Here is a 19881-nt window from a genome sequence, read left to right on the forward strand (position 1 = left end):
GTAATGCGCAGCCGCGCTAGTTAAGCCGCGTCCACGTCTTGGTTCGACAGAAAAAGGCGAGGCAGCCCTTCACTTCCAGCTTGCCGTTGCCGAGCAGTCGCAGTTCGCCGCGCGACGCTCCGTCGCCGGTTTCGGGGTCGTACACGGGGCCGCCCTTCCACTGGGACGGGCCGCCCTTGAAATTCTGGAGCACGACCAGCCCCATCAACCGACGCTGGCGCAGCTTGGGATCGCCGTTCCGCACGTCGCGCAGATCGGGATTGGCGCGCAGCCGCTTTGCATCGACCACCTTGCCGCATAGCGCCGCGCCGCAGCGATAGATTTCGACCCGTCCGCCTTCGCTGCCCGTCGCCCACAGCCCAACGGGATCGGCAGCCATGGCGCTTGCGGGGGCAAGAGCGGCGGCGGCAGCGAGGCCCATCGCAATCGCGCGGCGGCTCATGCCGCCTGCTCCCGGCTCGCGGGCGCGTTCAGCAAAGCGAGCGCTTCGGCCAGGAGGGGGCGGTCGTCGTGCTGCCAGGGATGAAAGCCCGGCCGCATATAGCCGACCACACCTTTGAGCAGATGCCGCATCAGGCCGTGCCTTCCATAGAGATAGGCGAGCAAGTGCCGCCACGTCGTCCAGTCGTTGCGCCCGTCCTGCCGCAACAGATCTGCGGTATTGCGGAAAATCACATAGTGAAAGCGCAAAGTCGTAACGCCCATGACGGCGCAGCGCTTCAACCAGCGCCGCAGCGGCATCATGTCACGCGTTGCATGAAGATAGGTGTCGTAGGCGACCGCCTTATGCTCGATTTCCTCGATCGCGTGCCACCGCCACAAACGCCGCGCTTCCTCGCTCGCGCCGCCCAGATGCCCGGGATTCGCGAGCGCGTCATGCGCCAGCGTCGCGGTAAAATGTTCGAGTGCGCAGGTTGCCGCCAATTGCTGGAGCGGCGGGCGCTGTTTCGCCCATGCGATCGTCCGGCGCGCGCGTTCTTCGAGCGGGGCGATGTCGTAACCGACATCTTCGGCCTGGCGATTGAAGACGACATGTTCGCGCGAATGCATCGATTCCTGATAGATGAAATCGTCGATCTGGCCGCGCAGCGGCTGCGGCGTGCCTTCGCGATACTGCCGGACCGATGTCATGAAGAATTTCTCGCCGACAGGGAAGGTGGACGACAGCGCGTTGAAAAAGGCGGTGCGACCGGGGTCGCCGCTGTGCCACCAGCGCGGCGGGGCCTGCTCGCGGCCGAACTTCATGTCGCGCTTCTCGATCCTGAGATCAGGAGGCGTGGGCGTATCGAGGGTCATGAACAGCTCCTGCGAATCATCAACATTAACATCAATGTTTATAATGCAAATATTCGCCATTCGCAAGAGATGCTACTATCCTGTTTCAGAACGGCTTTTTCGGAAGCCGATCGGAAGGCTGTTTCGCTTGCGTACATTGGTCTAAGGCCATGTGGACCGCAGGTGGAGGAAAGAGCGATGGCGCGAATGTACAAGATGGCGCGGCCCGCCCCGAAACGCCGCAAGCGATCGGGCGCGGAGGTGCGCGAAGAAGGGCTGGCCGCGGCGCGTCGTCTGCTGCTCGACGGCGGTCCGGGTGCCGTGACGCTTGCCAACGTCGGCGAAGCAATCGGCATGTCGCACGCCAATGTGCTGCATCATTTCGGTTCAGCGGCGGGTCTGCAATCGGCGCTGATGGGATCGATGATCCAGGATCTGACGGGCGCGCTGGATAATGTCGTCGACCTGCTGGAAACCGACGATGCGGCGCCGCGCACGATTACCGATCATGTTTTCGATGCCTTTGACAAGGGCGGCGCCGGGCCGCTCGCGGCGTGGATCGTTCTGTCGGGCGATGTCGGCCGCCTCGAGCCGATCCGCGAAGCGGTCGGTGCGCTCGTCACCGCGATCGTCGGTCAGTCGAAGGATGCCGCCGCGCGCGAGCGCGTCCGCGCCGCAGTGCTGATGGTAGCTGTCAGCGCGTTCGGCGATGCGGTGATCGGCCCCTATCTACGCGATATGCTGGGCCAGAAGGATGATGCGATGCGCGATCTCGTCACCCGCTTTCTGCCGCTGTTCCTGTCTCCCGGCTTTCTGGGGCTGGCCGAGGACTAGGGTCAGTATCTTGGGGTCAGGGGCCAGCCGCGAGCAGGATGCTATCGTCGGATGTCGACACGCGATGCGCAATGCCGTTGAGTTCCATGGCCTTGACGAACCCGTCGACGTCGCCCGCCTCGAACACGCCGACAATGCGGCGATCGGGCACCACGCCGTTTGCGAACGTCAGCTTGCGGATTGAATAGCGGTTCATCTGGTCAACCGCCTCGGCCAGCGGGTCCTGCATGAAGACGAGGCGGCCTTCGGTCCAGCTCGTTTCCTTGCTGACATCGACACGCCGCAGGGTCCAATTGCGATCGGTCCCGATCGTCAGCTTGCGACCGGGGACCATATCGGCGCCATCACCGGTCCCTGAGGCGCTCTCCTCGACGCGCACCTTACCCTCGGCCAGAACCACGACGACATTGCCGCCATCGAGGCTGACTTCGAAGGCTGTGCCGACGGCGCGAACGCTCTTGCCGTTCGCATGAACGATGAAGGGACGCGATTTGTCGTGCGCGACCCGGAAAAAGGCCCGGCCGCCGATCAGTTCGACCAAGCGCCGGCCACCGCGCTCCTGAAACCGCATGTCGGTTTCGGAATCGAGCGTTACCACCGTCCCGTCGGGTAGGGTGACGGTGCTGCGCTGTCCGGTTTCTGTACGGAATGTCTGAGCAAGCTGCGCCGGTTCGCCGCGCATCAGCGGCGGCGCCAAAAAAGCTGCGGCGACCATAAGCAAGATCGACGCCGCGATCGCCATCCACCAGCCCATAGGGCGTGAAGACGGTCTGTCGTCGATGTCCGGCTCCGCGCGCGACGCTGCGAACGCGGGATCGTCGGCAGCGGCGCCCGCAAGCGCCCACGCCCGTTCGACCCGGCGATAGACGTCGCGATGCAAGTCGGAATGATCGAGCCATTCGTGAAAGCGGCGTTCGTCGTCGACCGTCATGTCGCCGGCAAGATGCAGGTTCAGCCAATGCGCGGCTTCCGAACGCGCGGCCGCGCGATTGCCATGGTCGGTGGCGCTCACAGTTCGGCCTCCATTTCTTCGGCAATCCTGACCAGCGCGCGGTGCATCAATTCCTTCACCGAATCCTTGGTGATCCCCATGCGCTGCGCAATCGCCTGATAGGTCAGATGTTCGAACCGGTGCAATTCGAACGCCTGTCGCGCCCGTGGAGGCAAATTGACGATCGCCGCCACCACGCGGCGATATTCCTCCTGGCCGATCGCAATGCGTTCGGGCGAAAGCTGGTCGGCCTCTTCGACGCCGTCCGCCCATGCCGCCTGGAGGACCGCGCTGCTGCGCGCCTGTTTGCGGTAGCGGCTGATCAGCACATTCCGCGCGGTCGCGAACAGATAGCCTTCGACATTTTCCACTGGCGTTCCGAACTGAGCCGCCTGCAGGCGCAGAAATACGTCCTGCACCAGGTCATCTACGTCCCCGTCGTTGACCCGCCGCCGGAAATAGCGCCGCAATCCCGGACCATAGGCGTGCATCCACGCCTCCAGGTCCTGGTCAGGGCGCGGCACGCCCATGTCAGACCGTGCCCGCTCGGCAGGGGCGCCCGCAAAGGCATTGCGCGTTGATCGCCTTCATCGCCGTCATTGAGCTATCGGTCCAATCCATTTTTCCTCCTCACCCGGCAAACCGGAGCAAGGCTCGTTAAGATAGACGCCCGCGCGCGAAGAGAGGGGGGAGCAAATAACCATAATTGTACAATTTTATCATGCGTTGGTGCGTTGTTAACATTAACATCGTTGAAAATTATCACGCACTCATCCCCCCGAAACAAGGGGATGGGCGTCTAGCATATGACGGGAGGGAACTCCGTCGCATCTAGCGGGAAGACCCGCGGAACATGGGCTAGGGAGAGGAAGCATGCAATTTCGGGCATGTGGGTTGCGCAAGATTTTTCTGAGCGGGGTCGCCATCGGATGCCTCGCGCTATCGGTCGGCACGGCGCAGGCGCGCGAGGGACAGGACAAAGCGACCAGCTACAAGATTCCCGCCCAGCCGCTGGGCCGCGCGCTGCGGGATTTCGGGTTACAGAGCGGCATGACAATCATGGCCGACGCTATGATCGTCAACGGCAAGCGCAGCGGCGGATATAGCGACCGGTCCGATCCCGAAACCGCGTTGCGCGTGCTGCTCCGCGGAACCGGGCTGGGCTATCGCCGTGAGGGCAATATTTTCGTCGTGCAGCCTGTGGGAAACGAGACCCCGACCGCCGCGGCGGTGACCGACGGCGACAATGAAATCATCGTCACCGCCCAGAAGCGTGCGGAAAAGATCATCGACGTTCCGATTGCGATCAGTGCCTTCACGCCGCGGGCACTCGACGACAAGAAGGTCGAAGGAGGGGCCGAACTCGTTCGCGCGGTGCCCAACGTCAATTTTTCGAAGAGCAATTTTTCGGGCTATGATTTCACGATCCGCGGGATCGGGACCAAAGCGATATCCGCGTCGAGCGACCCGGCCGTCGCGGTAAGCTTCAACAATACGCCGCTGATCCGCAATCGATTGTTCGAACAGGAGTTTTTCGACCTTGAACGCGTCGAGGTGCTGCGCGGCCCACAGGGTACCCTCTATGGCCGCAACGCAACGGGAGGCGTCGTCAACATTATCACCGCAATGCCGAAATACAGCTTCGAGGGTCTGGCGAAGGCCGAGGTGGGCAGCTTTGGGACGATGCGCCTCAACGGGATGCTGAACATCCCGCTGGGCGACCGGTTCGCGATCCGCGGCGCCGCGGCCATGACGAAGCGCGAAGGCTTCGACTACAACAGCTTTACCAATCGTCACGTCAACGACCGCGATCTGTGGTCGACGCGCCTGTCGGCGCAGTGGGAGCCGAGCGATAACCTGAAGGCGAATTTCGTCTGGCAGCATTTCCAGGAGAAGGATCGGCGATCGCGGACTGGCAAGCAGCTTTGCACCCGCGATCCCGGCCCCGATATGGTCGGCGATACCCCGGTTCCCGATCATCTTCGCGGCAAGCTGAGCCAGGGATGCCTTCCGGGATCGCTCTACAGCGAGGCTGCCTTTGGCGCACCGAACGCGACCAGCTTTGCCTTTTATTACACAGCGGGATTGATCGACGTCGGGCTGCTGCCCGATCCCGTCTTGGGCCTGGCGCCGGTGCCGATCGTCAACAATTTGTCCGATCCCTACGCAGGGATCAATCAATCGCGCAATCTGCGCGAAATTTCGACAAGCTACGATCCTGTATTTCGCGCCAAAAACGACGTCTTCCAGCTCAATCTGGAGGCCGGTCTCGGCGATCTCAAGCTGGTGTCGCAAACCGCCTATGCGCGCGATCGCTATTATTCGTCGCAGGATTACAACCGCTTCGTCTCTGCTCCGGTCTTCGCTGATTCACTGGACCCGCGGCTCGTCGACGTGCTCGGTAGACCGAACAACATACCGGGGCCGACGCCCGGCGGCGTCTACACCGATCCGCAGCTTGGTCCATCCGACCGGATGCTCGCCGTCGACGTCAGCCAGTCGCGGAACAGTCAGTGGACGCAGGAACTCCGGCTTCAGTCCGATTTCAGCGGCCCCTTCAACTTTAGCGTGGGAGCGAATGCGCTGAACTTCAAATCGCAGGACGACTATTATGTGTTCAGCAACCTGTTCAGCCTGCTGGCCGAATATTTCTACAATCGCGAGGATGCGCCCGGCGAGATCGGGACGGGCACCCGCAATTGCGATGCAGGCAACGAATTTCGCGAATGCGTCTATGTCGATCCCAATCCGATCGACCAGATCAACGGCGAGGGTCATAATTATTTCCGCAGCAAGAATGTCGTGCAGACGCGCTCATGGGCGCTGTTCGGGGAAACCTATTGGCAGATCGCCGATGATGTGAAGATCACTGCCGGCGCGCGCTATACCAACGACCGCAAGCGTTCGACCCCGATTCCGAGCCAGCTTTTGCTCGGTGCGTTCAATTTCGGAACCGAAAGCGGCCCCTCGAGCGGCGGCCGCGTAAGTCGCGGCTATCCGGCCCTTCCGCCGATCAACCAGGAATGGAATGCCTTCACCGGTCGTCTTGTCGTCGATTGGTCGCCGCAGACGTCGTTCACCGACGACACGCTGGTCTATGCGTCCTATTCGCGTGGTTACAAGGGTGGGGGCTCCAATCCGCCACGCGTCGACATCGACCCGAAGGTAATCCAGTACCAGCCGCTCGCCGAAACCTTCGAGCCCGAATATGTCAATGCGTTCGAGATCGGGATGAAGAACAGTCTCGCCGGCGGCAAGGTCATGCTCAACGCGACCGCATTCCTCAATCTATACAAGGACTATCAGGTCTCTCAGATCGTCGATCGCATCTCGCTCAACGAAAATTTCGACGCGACGACCTGGGGACTCGAGCTTGAAGCGGCGTGGCAGCCTTCGCGCAACTTCCGTGTCGATTCCAACTTCGGCTATCTGCGCACGCGGATCGGCAAGGGGGAGCAGTCGATCGACGTGATGAACCGAACGCAGGGCAATCCCGACTGGGTCGTCGTGCGTCCACAGCTCGGTGTGCCGTCGAACTGCATCGCGCCCAAGGACAAGGTCGAGGCGATCCTCTCATCCTTCTTTGCGGGGCCGGGCGGGCTCGGGGACTTCATGCTCTCGGCGCTTTGTGCGGGGTCGGCGCGCTACGGCAGCTTCAACCCGAACGTCGAGACAAATTTGCGCTGGGACCAGTTCCTTGGCTTTACCTATGACCCGCTGACCGACGCGCCGAATGGCGGGCGCGGCTTTTATGCGGACCTCAGTGGAAAAGAACTTCCCAATTCACCGCGCTATACCTTCAATATCGGCGCGCAATACACGGTCTTTGCCGGCGAATGGAATGTCACGCTGCGCGGCGACTATTATCGCCAGGCGAAAAGCTATGCGCGCATATACAACACCGAATATGATCGGCTTCGCGCCTGGGACAACGCCAATTTGGCGATCACGATCGAGCGACCGAAATCGCAGTTCGCAGTGCAACTCTATGTCAAGAATCTGTTCAACGACACGCCGATCACAAACACCTTTACCAACAGCGACGACACCGGGCTGAGCGCGAATATCTTCACGCTCGACCCCCGGATCATCGGATTCAACGTCACCAAGCGGTTCTGATCCGGCACGGCCGCTCCGCCTCGGACGCGTCTTCGGGCGCGCCCTTCTTTTTTGGGTTCAGAACCTGCTTCCCATCCCCCCTCGCGACCTTTGCGGGCGTCTAATCATTTGGGAAGGCAAAATCTTCCCGAACCAAAGCAGAGGAGAGGATTATCATGAAACGCCTTTTGAAAGTTTCGATCTGCACCCTGGCTTCGCTGAGCCTGTTGCCCGCGGCCGCCTTGGCCGGAACCTATTCGCCATCGGGATCGGGTGGCGCAGGACCGAGCACCGTTCAGGTGAAGAAAGGTATCACCCTCACATGCACGCTCACCGCGAGTACGACCTCCAACGGTACGATTTCGAGCACCGGCACGCCGAGCGGCACGAAGATCACCAGCATTGCGCTGAGCGGCGGACTTTGCGGCGCGGTATCCTTTACCGGCATGCCCTATGACGTCAGCGCTACCAGCTCGACCGATGTCATCATTCACGACGTGCGCGTCACGGGCATCACCGGCAACTGCCGCGGCGATCTGAAGGCCAAGCTCGTCGGCGGCGTGCTGCAATTCAATCACGCCAATACGATTCCGTCGGATCCCGCAGGCGGTTCGCCGTGCAGCATGCAGGGCAATGTCTCGACCAGCCCAACGGCTTCCTACTCCTACCCCTGATTGCGGTCAGCGAAACCAACCGGCGCCAGCCTGTCGCTTCCGCAGGTATGACGGGGCGGCCCCTCCCTCCCCCCCAAACCGCCCGATGTCGGCCCGGAAAGATGAAGACCGGAAGGCGCATTGCCTTCCGGTCTTCATCCGTTGCTGCGGAATGTCGTGAAAGGCCTCGATGAAACGGCCCAGCTTATGGCGTGTAGCCCATGGCTTGTTCGGCTTGGCGGCCGCGCTTTGCCTCCACGCCGTTCCGGCGGCGGCGCAGGCTGGATTGCCGGGTGCAGAGTCCGATCATATCGTCGTGACCGCTCGCGGCGGCGAAGCGCTCGTCGCTGCCGAACTGGAATTGAGCCCGGCAGAGATAGACACTTACGGCGCTGCGACGATCGGCGACCTCGTCGCCCGGATCGCTCCGCTGACCGGTCGGCCGGACGAACTGCCGATCATTCTGATCGATGGAAAGCGGGTCGACGGGGCGGCCGGGATAAACGGGTTTCCGCCCGAAGCATTGGCCCGCCTTGCGCTTCTCAAGCCGGAGGCGGCGGCCCGCTATGGCTATCCGCCCGGCCAGCGCGTGGTCAATCTCGTTCTTAAACCGCATTTTGCGTCCTGGCAGGGTGAGACTGCGTTCGGGGTAGCCACCGCCGGCGGACGAGAGAGCGGGCAGGCCGCGCTTGGCCGCTTTTTGATCGACGGGCCTGCGCGGTGGAACGGTCGCGTCGAGCTTTCCGGCGACGCCGCGCTGCGGCGCGACGAAAGGCCGCCTGCCGATTCGAACAGAGGTGGCGATGGGCGATTTTACACGCTGCTGCCCGCGATTAAGGGCGCGTCGGCAAATGTCGCCTTGGCGCGCCCTCTGGGGCGTTTCACCGGCACCCTCACTCTTGACGCGGGGTGGCAAGAGCAGCGTCAGCTGACCGGCCGCGCTGGCGACGGCCTAGCGGAGACGGCCCGAACGCTTGAGGGCCGGCAGAGGGGGCGAAGCATCGGTGCTTCTGCCCTCCTCGCGGGACAGGTTGCGGGCTGGCAGGGCAGCCTTATCCTCCGCTACGCCCGGTCATGGACCGACAGCATCATCGAAGCGCGGAGCGACAAGGGCAATATCGTGCCAAGGCGCGGGCGGGCGCGGAGCGAAAATCTGTCCGCGCAGTTAAATTTCAATCGGACGATTATGACACTCCCCGCGGGCGCCGCGACGGCAAATCTGACTCTGGCGGCGAACCGCAACTGGTCGGACAGTCGGCGTGCGGACGATGCAGATGCAATCGTCTTTCGGCGTGATCAGCAGGATGTGGCACTGGCACTCGCCGTGCCGCTTTTCGCGGCCGGTGAACATGCAATGCCGGTGGGCGATGTGTCATTAGATATTTCCGCCGGCGCCAATCGTCCGTCCGGCATTGCGGCCCAGTTCCGCTATGACGTCGGAATAAACTGGTCGCCGGTCCCAGCGCTGCAGATACGCGCGATGACTGGGTTTGCCGAACGAGCTCCGACGCCCGATCAGATTGCCGGCGCACCAATTGAAGTCGTCCGGCAGATTTATGATTTTCGAAGCGACAGGATCTCGGACGTCTTGTGGATTACGGGCGGCAACCCCGACCTCGGCGGCGGATGCCAGCGCACATACGGGTTGCGGATGACAATCAAACCGTTCGGTACCGCACCGATAACGCTCGCCAGCGAATACCGCCGTCAGGTCAGTCATGGGGGTGCGGCGCCTTTTCCTGCGTTTACGCCTGTCGTTGAAGCGGCCTTCCCCGATCGGATCCGGCGCGATGGGATGGGCCGGCTTGTAGCGATCGACGCCCGCCCGATCGCTATCGTCGCGGACGTGGACGAACGTCTGGACACCAGCCTCGTTGCCGCAATACGGAGTTTCGGAGGCCGCGAAAAGCCGTGGCAGGCCACTCTCTCGGTGACACACGGCTGGCTGTTGCACAGCGAGGTGCGGACTGGCGCCGGATTACCGGTGCTGGAACGGATAGACGGCGACATCGGCCAATCGCGACACAGTCTGGGCGTCCAGCTCAACCTCGGGCGGAGCGGGTTGGGCCTGACGCTCGACGGAAATTGGCAGAGCGGATACAGGCTGCGCGCCATCGCTGACGCCGTCGGTGGCGAGGACTATCGGTTCGACGCCTTGCTCCTGACCAATTTGCGCATCCATGTCGAACCGGCGCGCATCCTGTCGGGACATATTCCGACATGGATGCAGGATCTGCAGATTTCGGCCGACGTCCGGAACCTGTTCGACGGCTATCGCCAAGAACGCTTGGGCGATGGCAGCAGGCCTGCCGGGTATGGACGCTATGACGCCGATCCCTTGGGACGGAGCGTCCGTATTTCGCTGCGCAAGCGGTTCTAAGGCGATGCCTGATGGCCGACGGTCCTCTTCATAGGTTCGCGCAATTACGCGGCACTTCCTCCTGCAGAATCTTGGCATTTCATCAGGTGGACGGGTTGGCTCGATCCCGCGGGACACTATCGGGTGGCCCCTTATGCACCCGTGAGGCGACTTAACTGAGCCATGTCGCGCAGGTGGATGGTGCGATAGCCGCGCCGGATCGCGCCCGCTTGCTCGAGCGCGGCAAGATGGGCGCTCACGACCTTGCGCGACAGGCCGCAGAGTTCGGCCAGATCCGATTGGCTGAGCGGTACCTCGGCGTCACGCGCGAAGGTCAGGAGCCGCGCGGCGATGCGTCCGCGGGGCCTCAGCGACAGCATCTGCGCCAGCCCGTGCACGCTGGCGTCGAGTTGCCCGTACACCAGTTCGCTCGTCGCCTTCCAGAGCGCGGGGAGGCGATGCCCGATCCGGTCGAGCATCGTGTCGCTGATCGTCAGGACGCGGCTCGGCCGGCTGGCGATCGCGGTCACGATACGCGGACCGCCGCCCATCTGGCGCGACTGACCGAAGGCGTCGCCGGCGCGGGCGATGCCGACCAGCACGATCTTTTCCCCCGCCGCGGCTTCGAGGCGCAGCATCCCGTCGAGCACGATGACGATGCCGGTCGCCATGTCCCCCTCGCCATAGACCCATTGCCCGCGCGCGAGCGTTGCCAGCCGGCCATCGGCCGCGATCGCCTGCTGCACCGCAGGATCGCAGCGGCAAAACCATCTGCATTGCCGGAGCTGATCGCCGATCGTCATGAAGAATTGTAACGAAGGTGGCATTTGAATGCCAGCGTTTGCGCTATCGTCGCCGGGATAATGCGGGAGAGTTCCATGACGTCGATACAGATGCACCCCCTGTCGCCGCACGTCGGTGTCGAAGCGACCGGGATCGATTTGAACCATCTCGACGAGCAGGATATCGGGCTTCTGCGGCAGGCCGTCGCCGAGCACGGCGTCCTCTTCGTGCGCGATCAGACGCTCACCCCCGAACAGCATATCGCTTTCGCCCGCCGCTGGGGCGAGATCGACATCAACAAATATTTCCCTGCCAATGGCGGGCACCCGGAAATTGCGGAGGTCCGCAAGTCGGAGAGCCAGCAGACCAATATCGGCGGCGGGTGGCACACCGATCACAGCTATGACCAGATCCCCGCAATGGGCTCCATCCTGCTCGCCCGCGAAACTCCGCCCAGCGGCGGCGATACATTGTTCGCGGGCATGGGCGCGGCTTTCGATTCGTTGTCACCGGGCCTGAAGGACATGTTGCGGACGCTTCGCGCCGTCCACTCGGCCGATCATATCTACAGCGCCGATGGCCTCTATTCGAAGACCGATCAGGGTGTCGACCTGAAGGGGCATGAGGAACGAACGCGCGCGGTGCATCCGGTGGTGATCCGGCACCCGCAAAGCGGGCGCGAGATCCTGTACGTAAATCCGGCCTTCACGCTGCATTTCGACGGCTGGACGCGCGAGGAGAGCGTGCCGCTGCTCACCTATCTCTATCAGGTCGCGATGCAGGAGCAGTTTCATTGCCGCGTCCAATGGGCGCCCGGATCGCTGGCAATCTGGGACAACCGGTCGACCTGGCATTATGCGATGAATGATTATCACGGCCATCGCCGCCTGATGCACCGCATCACCATTTCGGGCGAACCGCTCGCCTGATTTATGGGGCCAGCCCCTAGGGTCGTTCGATTCCGTAATCGATCCTGATCCGGACCCAGGCCCCGACCATCGAGCGCCCGCCGACCCGCGGCGGCCGCACGCGGAATTGCCACGCCGCCGCCAGCACCGCGCGGTTGATCTGCGATCCTTGCGGATATTCGTCGAGCCCGACGCAATCCTCGACGCGAAACTCGGGGGCGGTGCGACAGGCGATCAGCCCCCATCCCGGCCCACTGGCGGTGGACAGATAGCCGCGCAGTTCGTCGCGGCTCGGCTCGCGATACCATGCCGCCGCATAAAGCGGCTCGCCGTTTGGAGCGCTCCCCACGCGCGGCGTGTCGCGCGATGCCGCCGACCCGCCGCTGTCTGGCGGGCCAAAGGACTGCCCGCTGTTGAGGCGGACGCCGATGCGTTTCGTCGGCGGGGTGGCTGGCGGCGCCGGTGGTTGCGGGGGCGTCGCGGGCTGCGGGACTTGTGGCGGCAGTGGGGTGGGCGGTGGCGCCGGAACGGGGGGGCTCGTCACCGGCGGCGTCGGCGCCTCCTTCTGCTGTTCGCGCGCCTTGCTGGCGGACTCGGGTGCTTGCTCGGCGACTTCGGCGGCTTCCAGGCTCACCATGGTGATCCGTTCCTGCTGCTTGTCGGGCAGCGATCCCAGGCCCGTGGTGAGAAGCAGCAGGAGCAGCAGCGCCGGAATCAGGACAGCGAGGCCGATCGCGAACAGCCGGCGCCCCGCCCCGATGCTGAGCTGTTCGACGTAGGGAGTGGCTGGAACAGGGTTCAGCGGACGCAATCTTCGGTGGCGGCGCGCGCTGGTCGCGGGCCGGGGAGGCACGCGCGAGCGATAGGCGGGAGGGCGATTTTTGACAAGGGTGCCTGCAAGCCCGCAGCGGGCGCTACTCGCTAAGCGGTCGCTCGCCGCGACCTGAGCGCGCCGACAGATGACCAACTTGTAATCCCGCCGCCATCGGCCGGGCAGGGCCCCGGGTCTATTGATCGGTCGTCGGGCAAGGCCGATCCGAACCGTTTCCCCCGTCCCTGGAACGGATCGGCCGCCCTGACAGCCCCCGATTGCGGGTGGTTGAACTGTCAAGGAGTGGAAGTCTCATGCGTAACTATAGCAAACTCGCTGCCGCCGCCGTCCTTTCGCTCGCCATGGTGAGCGGCTCGGCTTTCGCCGCTGACGCGACGCCGACCAAGGCGGCGACGTCGAAGCCCGCGAAAAAGGCGACGCACCACGCGCAAAAGATGAAGAAGGCCGAAAAGAAGGCCGCAACCAAGGGCTGATCGCCAGCGTCAGTTCCCGGTTGCCGAGGCCGGTCCGCCGATGCGGACCGGCCTTTCGGCGTCCGGCGCCGGAAGATTATCGAGCGAGGAGCGGAAGTGCGCTCAGAAAGGCGCGTGCGAGTTTCCCTCCGGCGGCATCGATTCCGGGGCGGTCGGCCTCGTCGCCGGCTTCATAGGTAAAGGCGGGGATACCATAGGTCGCGTGAAACCAGTTTTTCGACGTGCCCGAGCCGGGGTTGGCGTTGCGGCGTTCGATCGTGAAGGGATAGCCGGGCAGCGCCTTCTCCTTCCCGCCAAGCCATGCTGCAAGGAACGCCTCCTCCGCGGGCGTCGTTTCGTCGGCGCCCTGCACATAGAAGAGGCTGTGCTGCGTCGAATGGAAATCGACCATGGCGACCGGGCGCACGCCTGCGGGCAGGCGATCAAGCCAGGTTTTGACCGCGCGCGTTTCGGGCTGCGAAAAGATGCCCCAGTCGCGATTGAGGTCGACGCCGCCGCGGTTCGCGCGCCAGTGACCCCGCGCGACACCGTCGGGGTTCAGCAAGGGCAGGATAAGGAATTGCGTCGCTGCGGTGTCGACGCGCCCCGCGGCGATCTCGTCCGCGAGCGCGCGCAAAAAGGCATCCATTGCGAGCGCGCCGGTAATTTCGGGCGGATGGGCGCGTCCGATCAGGATGACGAGCCGCGGCGCCTTCGTGTCGCCGATGTGGACCGCCGATAGCAGCCGACCGTCGAGCGACGCGCCAAGTGTCAGCCGCTCGGCTGCGGGTAGCGCCGCAAGCCGGTCGAGCAACGCATCATAGCGGTCGCTGCCGAACAATTCCTGCCCACTGACGATCCCTTCGCCGGCGGGCAGCGAGAGCGTGGCGCTCATCCCGTCGGCCGCAACGCTGGCGGAAAGGGGCGCGGCGGTGCCGCCTACGGTCAATTTGGGCGCATAGCGATGCGCCGCGCCAAGATAGTCGAGTTCGACCGAAATGTCCGCCGACCCGCTCGCCCGGTAGCGGAAGGCGTACCAGGGGCTCGGGTTGATCGGCGGCGCATGTTCGGGGCCGATCAATATCGTGAACGACCGCTCGCCCCGGATGACGCAGCGCGATGCGGGCGCTTCGTCGAAATCGAAGTCGATCCGCACCGTGCTCGTCGTGCATCCCGAACCGCGTTCGACCGGCGCGGCGGCGAGGGACGGCGGAAGCGGGGGTGTGCTGCTGCACGCCCCCGTCCCTCCGATGACCAGCGCAAGCGCGACGCGCTGCGCCAGGGCGCTGGACAGTCGCATTGCGCTAGAACTTCTTGCGCAACTCGACGTGGAAGACGCGGCCGCGCGCGGTGTAGAGGCTGCTGAAGAAGCCATAATCCTCGTCAGCCAGCGGCGGATCTTCGTTGAACAGATTGTTGATCGCGAAGCGCAAGCGGGTGCCGTCGAGCGGGGTGTCATTCTTGATCGTGTAGGCGATCGAGAGGTTCAGCGTAAACTGATCGTGCACCGGGTAATAGTTTGCGTTCGGATCGTCGGAATCGATCAGCACGTCGCGGATCACGCTCGTGTCGTAAACCTTGCCCGTATATTGGCCGAACAGGCCGATATCGACCGGGCCGCTTCCCCAGTTGATCGCGCCGGTCGCGCGCCATTTCGGGCGGCCCTCGATCTCGACCAGCTCGCCCAGACCGCCGACCGTGACGTCGAGCGGCAGGACGCCCGAGGCGATGCCGTCGAGGATTTCCTGACCGTCGGGCCCCGCCGACTGGACGAAGCTCATCAGGTGCGCGACGTTGAGGCTCAGGCGGAACTTGCCCATGCCGAAATCGGGCACCTTGTAGAACAGGCCGAAGTCCCAGCCCTTGGAGACGCGGCTGTCGAGGTTGAGATAGGGGTCGAGCACCTGGGTGATCTTGCCCGCGGGGGCGAGGCTGGTGCCGGTGAACAGCGCAATGTCCTCCGCGGTCGGATCGGCGCGGATGACGTTGGGGTTGCTGCTGCCGTTCAGGCGGCGCAGCAGGTCGAGCGCGATGGCATTGTCGTCGCCGAACGTGCCGACCAGCCCGGTCTGCTTGACGCGCCAGTAATCGGCGGTCAGCGTCAACCCGGGGATGAAGCGCGGTTCGAGGACGATACCCAGGTTGATGCTGGTGCTATCCTCGGGCTTTAAATTCTCGGTACCCGAGCGATAGCTGATCGTGCCCGCGCCGGTGCAGGAACCGAGGCTGGAAATCAGCCCCTTTTCGAGCTGCGCCTGACACAGGACGAAATCGTCGCGCGTGTTCGACCGCGTCGTCCCCGCGTCATTGACCTGCACCAGATTGGGGGCCCGGAAACCGCGGGACCAGGCGCCGCGGAAGGTCACGCCGGGGAAGACCGACCAGGATGCGGCGATGCGCGGCACCGCGGCGGTTTCGTCGATATCCTTGAAATGCTCGACGCGGCCGGCGAGCTGGATATCGAAGCGGTTGATCAGCGGGATATTCATTTCCGGGCTGACGACCGGCACGAGCAGTTCGGCGAAGGCCGAATAGACTTCGCGCGAGCCGCTGGTGTCGGGCGAGGGGCTGGTGCCCGCGACGTCGCTGCCATTGACTTCGCCGGTCACGCTGTCGGTGAAGGTGATCGTCCCGTCGAGCCGCGGATCGCGGTCATCGTAGAAGGTTTCGCGGCGCCATTCGACGCCCGCGGCGATACCCAGATCGCCGCCCGGCAGCGACAGGAGGTCGTTGCGGCTGATCTTGAAGTCGCCGAGCGCGAGGCTGGTACCGCCCTTGCGGTAGACGTCGATACGGAAGGGATCGATCGACGAGTCGGGGTTGGGCGTGCAGTCGCCGATGCCGGGATCGGAGGTGACGCAGCCGCCGTTGAACGGATTATAGGCGTCGGGCGTCGTCAGGTTGATCTGGTTCTGCATCAGCGTGAGCGAGACGCGGTTGTGCGTCACATCGTTCAGCTTAGCCTCGGAATAGACGAAGCCGGTGTCGAAGTCCCACGCGCCGATATTGCCGCGCAGCCCGCCGACGAGGCGATAGACATTCTTGTCGACCGACACGTCGCGATTGCCGACATCGACGAAGCGATAGCGCTCCATAATGACATCCACACCGCTCGCGGCGATGGTGGTGCCGGGCAGGCGGTTGGGACTGCCGACCGGGCCGAACGGGTTCCAATAGGCATTTTTCGAAATGCCGACCGGCACCGCGCTCAGGATCGCCGAAGCGTCGAGCTGACGGTTGTTTTCAGACCGGTAGAAACTGCCTTCGAAATAGGCCTCGACATTGTTGCTGAGTTCGTAACTCAGCAGCGCCATCGCATTGTAGCGACGCTTCTGGCTGATCAGGCTGTTACCGTAGATCGTGTTGTAGCGGACGTCCGTGGTCGGCGTCGTGCCGTTCCGGGCGCAGAGGCCGTCTCCGAAGTCCATCTTGCAGCCGGGAAAGCTCGACGGCTGGAGATAGAAATCATCGTCGCCGATCGGCGTCCGGCTCGACGGCGACGAGCCCTGGATGTCGAATTGCCCGAACGGACCGAAGGTGTTGCGATTGTTGAACGACGCGTCGCCTTCGAAATCGGTGCCTTCGACCAGCGGCAGGCGATTATCGTCCGCGGCATAGTCGCGCGCGGCATTCGATAGCCCGTTTTCATAAAAATAGCCGCCATAGACGGTCAGGTTGCCGCGTCCGCCGCCGAAGTCGAAACCATAGCCGCCTGAAATCTGGTAGCTGTAGAGGCTGGTGCCGTCGGAGGCGCGCCAGTCGCCTTCGAGGAAGCCGCCCTTCATGTCGCCCTTGAGGACGGTGTTGATCACGCCCGCCACCGCGTCCGCGCCATAGATCGCCGACGCGCCGTCGCGCAGCACTTCGAGCCGCTTGACGCTGCCTGGCGCGATTTCGTTGGTGTCGGAGCTCACCACGGGCACGAGCAGTTCGGTCTGGAAACCGGGGTGAAGCGTCATCCGGCGGCCGTTGATCAGCAGCAGCGTGTTGCCGGTGCCGAGGTCGCGCAGGTTGATCGAGCCGACGTCGCCGCGGACATTGTTGACGGTCGACGAATTCTGTTCGTTGAACGCGACGGTGCCGGCCTGCGGGATCGCCCGGAACAGCTCGTCGCCCGACGACGCCCCGGTGTTTTCGATCGCCGTTTCGTCGAGCACCGTGACGGGCAGGACGTCGTTGATCTTCGCACCCTGAATCTGCGAGCCGGTAACGACGATCGCCTCATTCGCGTCTGCGGGCGGTGCCGGCTGGTCGGCGCTCTGGTCCGCCGCGGTTTCGGCGGCGAGCGGTTCCTGCGCCTGTGCGACGGTCGCCGCAAGCAAGCTAGGTCCGCAGAGTAGCGCCAGCTTTGCGATGGTGATTGCACGCATGGATATTTCCCTTCCCCTGTTGTCTGTATTCATCGATCGAATGGCCGCCTGGTCATCCAGGCTTCGAACAGATCGGGCCATTGGCTGAGGATCTGGTCGGGCGTGCCGAGGCCCCATCCGTGGCCGCCCTCCTCGAAAATGTGCAGCTCGGCCTTCGCGCCCTTGGCGAGCATCGCCTGGAACAGCGACAGATTATGGCCGGGCGGTGCGATCGGATCGTCGGATGCCGAAAATAGGATCATCGGCGGTGCGTTTCCGTTCGCCAGCGTATCGAGCGACCAGGCATCTTCGGCGGCTTTGGTCGGATGCTCGCCGATAATCTCGCGCCGCGTCCGCGTGGTATCGAACGGCTTGCGCAACTGCACCACCGGAAAGAGCAGCGCCGCGAAGTCGGGGCGTGCCGGGGCGTTTTCGAAACGATCGGTGCCGTCGTAGAATTTCTGGTCGGGCCGCAGCGCGGTGAAGCCTGCGAGGTGCCCGCCCGCCGACATGCCCATGATTCCGATGCGGTCGGGCGCGATGCCGAAATCGGCGGCGCGGGTGCGCACGATCTTCATCGCCCGCTGCGCGTCGGCGAAGGGCGCGCTTGCGTCCCAGCCGTCGCGCGGAAGGCGATAGATCAACTCGAACACGGTATAGCCGTGCAGCTGGAGCCATTTCGCCGCGGGCGTGCTTTCCTTCCACAGCTGGATACGGAAATAGCCGCCGCCACCGCAGACGATCACCGCGCGGCCGTTGGCGATATTGGGCCGGTAGACGCGCAGCCGCGGGGTCGCGATATTCGAGACTGCGCCATAGCCGGACCCCGCGCCGCCGATCTTTTCGGGACCGCTGGGTCCGTTGCCCCCCGGCGGTTTGCCGGGCCAGAGCGGAATTTCCTCAACCGCAAAGGCAAGCGCCGGGGCCGATCCGGCAGCGCCGAAGGCACCTGCGAGCGCCGCGCCGCCGGCAAGGATTGACCGCCGCGAGATCATGCGCCTTCTCCTGACTTGGCCATCGCAAGGCTGTGCGGGCCGGAGCGTTCGTGGCGCTCGCTATCCTCGCTCGGCAGCGCCATCGGCGTGCCGGCCATCGCCGCCGCCAGCCGATCGGTATCGAGCGCCTTTTCCCATTTGGCGACGACGATCGTCGCCACCGCATTGCCGATGAAGTTGGTGAGTGCCCGGCATTCGCTCATAAAGCGGTCGATCCCGAGGATCAGCGCCATGCCCGCGACGGGAACAGACGGGACGACCGAGAGCGTCGCGGCAAGGATCACGAAGCCCGCGCCGGTCACCCCGGCCGCGCCCTTTGAACTGATCATCGCGACAAGGACGAGCGCGAGCTGCTCGCCGAGCGACAGGTGGATGCCCGTCGCCTGCGCAATGAACAGCGCGGCGAGCGTCATGTAGATGTTGGTGCCGTCGAGGTTGAACGAATAGCCGGTCGGCACGACGAGCCCGACCACCGTCTTGCGACAGCCAGCGACTTCGAGCTTTTCCATAAGGCTGGGCAGCGCCGCTTCAGACGACGAGGTGCCCAGGACCAGTAGCAGCTCTTCGCGAAGATAGCGGATCAGCGCGAAGATCGAAAAGCCGGTGAAGCGTGCGACCAACCCAAGCACGACGATCACGAACAGCAGCGAGGTGAGGTAGAAGGTCGCGACGAGCGTCGCGAGGCTGGCAAGCGACCCGATCCCGAACTTGCCGATGGTGAAGGCGATCGCGCCGAACGCGCCGATCGGCGCGAACTTCATCAGCATGTGAACAAGCTTGAAGATCACTTCGCTGAACGACGTCAGCAGATCGAGCACGAGGTCGCTTTTGGGGCGCGTCGTGAAGATTGCGACGCCCGATAGGATCGCGACGAGCAGAACCTGCAGGATTTCGCCGTCGGTCATCGCGCTGAACAGCGTCGTCGGAACGATGTTGAGCAGGAAGCCGGCTAGCGATTGTTCCTCGGCGGTGTGCGCGTAGGTCGCGACCGCGGTGGTATCCAGCGCGGCGGGATCGATGTTGAGCCCGGCGCCAGGCTGCACGATGTTGGCGACCGCCAGGCCGACGATGAGCGCCAGCGTCGAAAAGGTCAGGAAATAAATGAAGGCCTTGGCCGCGACGCTGCCGATCGACGACATGTCCTTCATGCTGGCAATGCCGGTCGCGACCGTCAGGAAGATCACCGGCGCGATGATCATCTTCACCAGTTTGATGAAGCCGTCGCCCAGCGGCTTCAGCGCCTCGCCGGCATCGGGATAGAAATGACCCAGCAGCGCGCCGAGCAAAATCGCCACGACGACCTGGAAATAGAGCTGGCGATAGAGCGGTACGCGCTTGCGCCCGGTCATGCC

The 19881-nt window shown here is 63.8% G+C and carries 16 protein-coding genes; 6 read left to right on the forward strand and 10 right to left on the reverse strand.

Annotation, left to right across the window (positions count from 1 at the left end; all coding sequences use genetic code 11):
- Positions 1-16: 16 nt before the first annotated feature.
- Complete coding sequence (locus tag L0963_RS03975; RefSeq protein WP_062900531.1) at positions 17-442, reverse strand: DUF2147 domain-containing protein; 426 nt, start codon at positions 440-442, stop codon at positions 17-19.
- The gene (locus L0963_RS03980) at positions 439-1296 is read right to left on the reverse strand and encodes a metal-dependent hydrolase (protein WP_062902957.1); all 858 of its coding nucleotides are present in this window, start codon (positions 1294-1296) and stop codon (positions 439-441) included. The genes L0963_RS03975 and L0963_RS03980 overlap by 4 nt, the downstream gene beginning before the upstream one ends.
- A 177-nt stretch (positions 1297-1473) precedes the next feature.
- On the opposite strand from L0963_RS03980, the gene L0963_RS03985 reads away from it, so the two are divergent.
- A complete protein-coding gene (locus L0963_RS03985; protein ID WP_234178575.1) occupies positions 1474-2109 on the forward strand; it encodes a TetR/AcrR family transcriptional regulator in 636 nt (211 codons plus the stop codon).
- Between the two features lie 16 nt (positions 2110-2125).
- On the opposite strand, the gene L0963_RS03990 is transcribed toward L0963_RS03985, so the two are convergent.
- Positions 2126-3121 carry a FecR family protein gene (locus L0963_RS03990; protein WP_062900529.1) on the reverse strand — a complete coding sequence of 332 codons (996 nt, stop codon included), beginning with the start codon at positions 3119-3121 and terminating at the stop codon, positions 2126-2128.
- The gene (locus L0963_RS03995; RefSeq protein ID WP_062900528.1) at positions 3118-3630 is read right to left on the reverse strand and encodes an RNA polymerase sigma factor; all 513 of its coding nucleotides are present in this window, start codon (positions 3628-3630) and stop codon (positions 3118-3120) included. The genes L0963_RS03990 and L0963_RS03995 overlap by 4 nt, the downstream gene beginning before the upstream one ends.
- A gap of 343 nt (positions 3631-3973) precedes the next feature.
- On the opposite strand from L0963_RS03995, the gene L0963_RS04000 reads away from it, so the two are divergent.
- From L0963_RS04000 to L0963_RS04010, 3 genes are all read left to right on the forward strand, one after another.
- Complete coding sequence (locus tag L0963_RS04000; protein ID WP_217372590.1) at positions 3974-7219, forward strand: TonB-dependent receptor domain-containing protein; 3246 nt, start codon at positions 3974-3976, stop codon at positions 7217-7219.
- A 155-nt stretch (positions 7220-7374) separates the two neighbouring features.
- Positions 7375-7872, forward strand: a complete 498-nt coding sequence (locus tag L0963_RS04005) for a hypothetical protein (protein WP_186402690.1) — start codon at positions 7375-7377, stop codon at positions 7870-7872.
- Positions 7873-8077: 205 nt separating this feature from the next.
- Complete coding sequence (locus L0963_RS04010) at positions 8078-10231, forward strand: TonB-dependent receptor (RefSeq protein ID WP_234178576.1); 2154 nt, start codon at positions 8078-8080, stop codon at positions 10229-10231.
- A gap of 131 nt (positions 10232-10362) precedes the next feature.
- Here L0963_RS04010 and L0963_RS04015 read toward each other — a convergent pair whose 3' ends face one another.
- Positions 10363-11013 (reverse strand): Crp/Fnr family transcriptional regulator, encoded by a 651-nt coding sequence (locus L0963_RS04015; RefSeq protein ID WP_217372588.1) that lies wholly within the window; start codon positions 11011-11013, stop codon positions 10363-10365.
- A gap of 75 nt (positions 11014-11088) precedes the next feature.
- Here L0963_RS04015 and L0963_RS04020 point away from each other — a divergent pair, with 75 nt between their 5' ends.
- Positions 11089-11922, forward strand: coding sequence for a TauD/TfdA dioxygenase family protein (locus L0963_RS04020; protein WP_217372587.1), 834 nt, complete (start codon positions 11089-11091; stop codon positions 11920-11922).
- A 16-nt stretch (positions 11923-11938) separates the two neighbouring features.
- Here the strand turns inward: L0963_RS04020 and L0963_RS04025 are convergent, their stop codons facing one another.
- The gene (locus tag L0963_RS04025; RefSeq protein ID WP_234178577.1) at positions 11939-12754 is read right to left on the reverse strand and encodes a hypothetical protein; all 816 of its coding nucleotides are present in this window, start codon (positions 12752-12754) and stop codon (positions 11939-11941) included.
- A gap of 272 nt (positions 12755-13026) precedes the next feature.
- Here L0963_RS04025 and L0963_RS04030 point away from each other — a divergent pair, with 272 nt between their 5' ends.
- A complete protein-coding gene (locus L0963_RS04030; protein WP_062900524.1) occupies positions 13027-13206 on the forward strand; it encodes a hypothetical protein in 180 nt (59 codons plus the stop codon).
- 76 nt (positions 13207-13282) lie between these two features.
- On the opposite strand, the gene L0963_RS04035 is transcribed toward L0963_RS04030, so the two are convergent.
- From L0963_RS04035 to L0963_RS04050, 4 genes are read right to left on the reverse strand one after another with little or no spacing between them, the layout of a single operon-like run.
- Positions 13283-14485 (reverse strand): M14 family metallopeptidase, encoded by a 1203-nt coding sequence (locus L0963_RS04035; protein WP_186402694.1) that lies wholly within the window; start codon positions 14483-14485, stop codon positions 13283-13285.
- A 4-nt stretch (positions 14486-14489) separates the two neighbouring features.
- Entirely contained in the window at positions 14490-17555 is a 3066-nt protein-coding gene (locus L0963_RS04040) for a TonB-dependent receptor domain-containing protein (RefSeq protein WP_186402695.1), read from the reverse strand.
- 29 nt (positions 17556-17584) lie between these two features.
- Positions 17585-18529 (reverse strand): alpha/beta hydrolase, encoded by a 945-nt coding sequence (locus L0963_RS04045; protein ID WP_217372586.1) that lies wholly within the window; start codon positions 18527-18529, stop codon positions 17585-17587.
- Positions 18526-19878, reverse strand: coding sequence for a dicarboxylate/amino acid:cation symporter (locus L0963_RS04050; RefSeq protein WP_234178578.1), 1353 nt, complete (start codon positions 19876-19878; stop codon positions 18526-18528). Before L0963_RS04050 ends, L0963_RS04045 begins: the two co-directional genes overlap by 4 nt.
- Positions 19879-19881 lie beyond the last annotated feature (3 nt).

The sequence above is a fragment of the Sphingopyxis sp. NFH-91 genome (genome assembly GCF_021401285.1).
Lineage (GTDB): Bacteria > Pseudomonadota > Alphaproteobacteria > Sphingomonadales > Sphingomonadaceae > Sphingopyxis > Sphingopyxis terrae_A.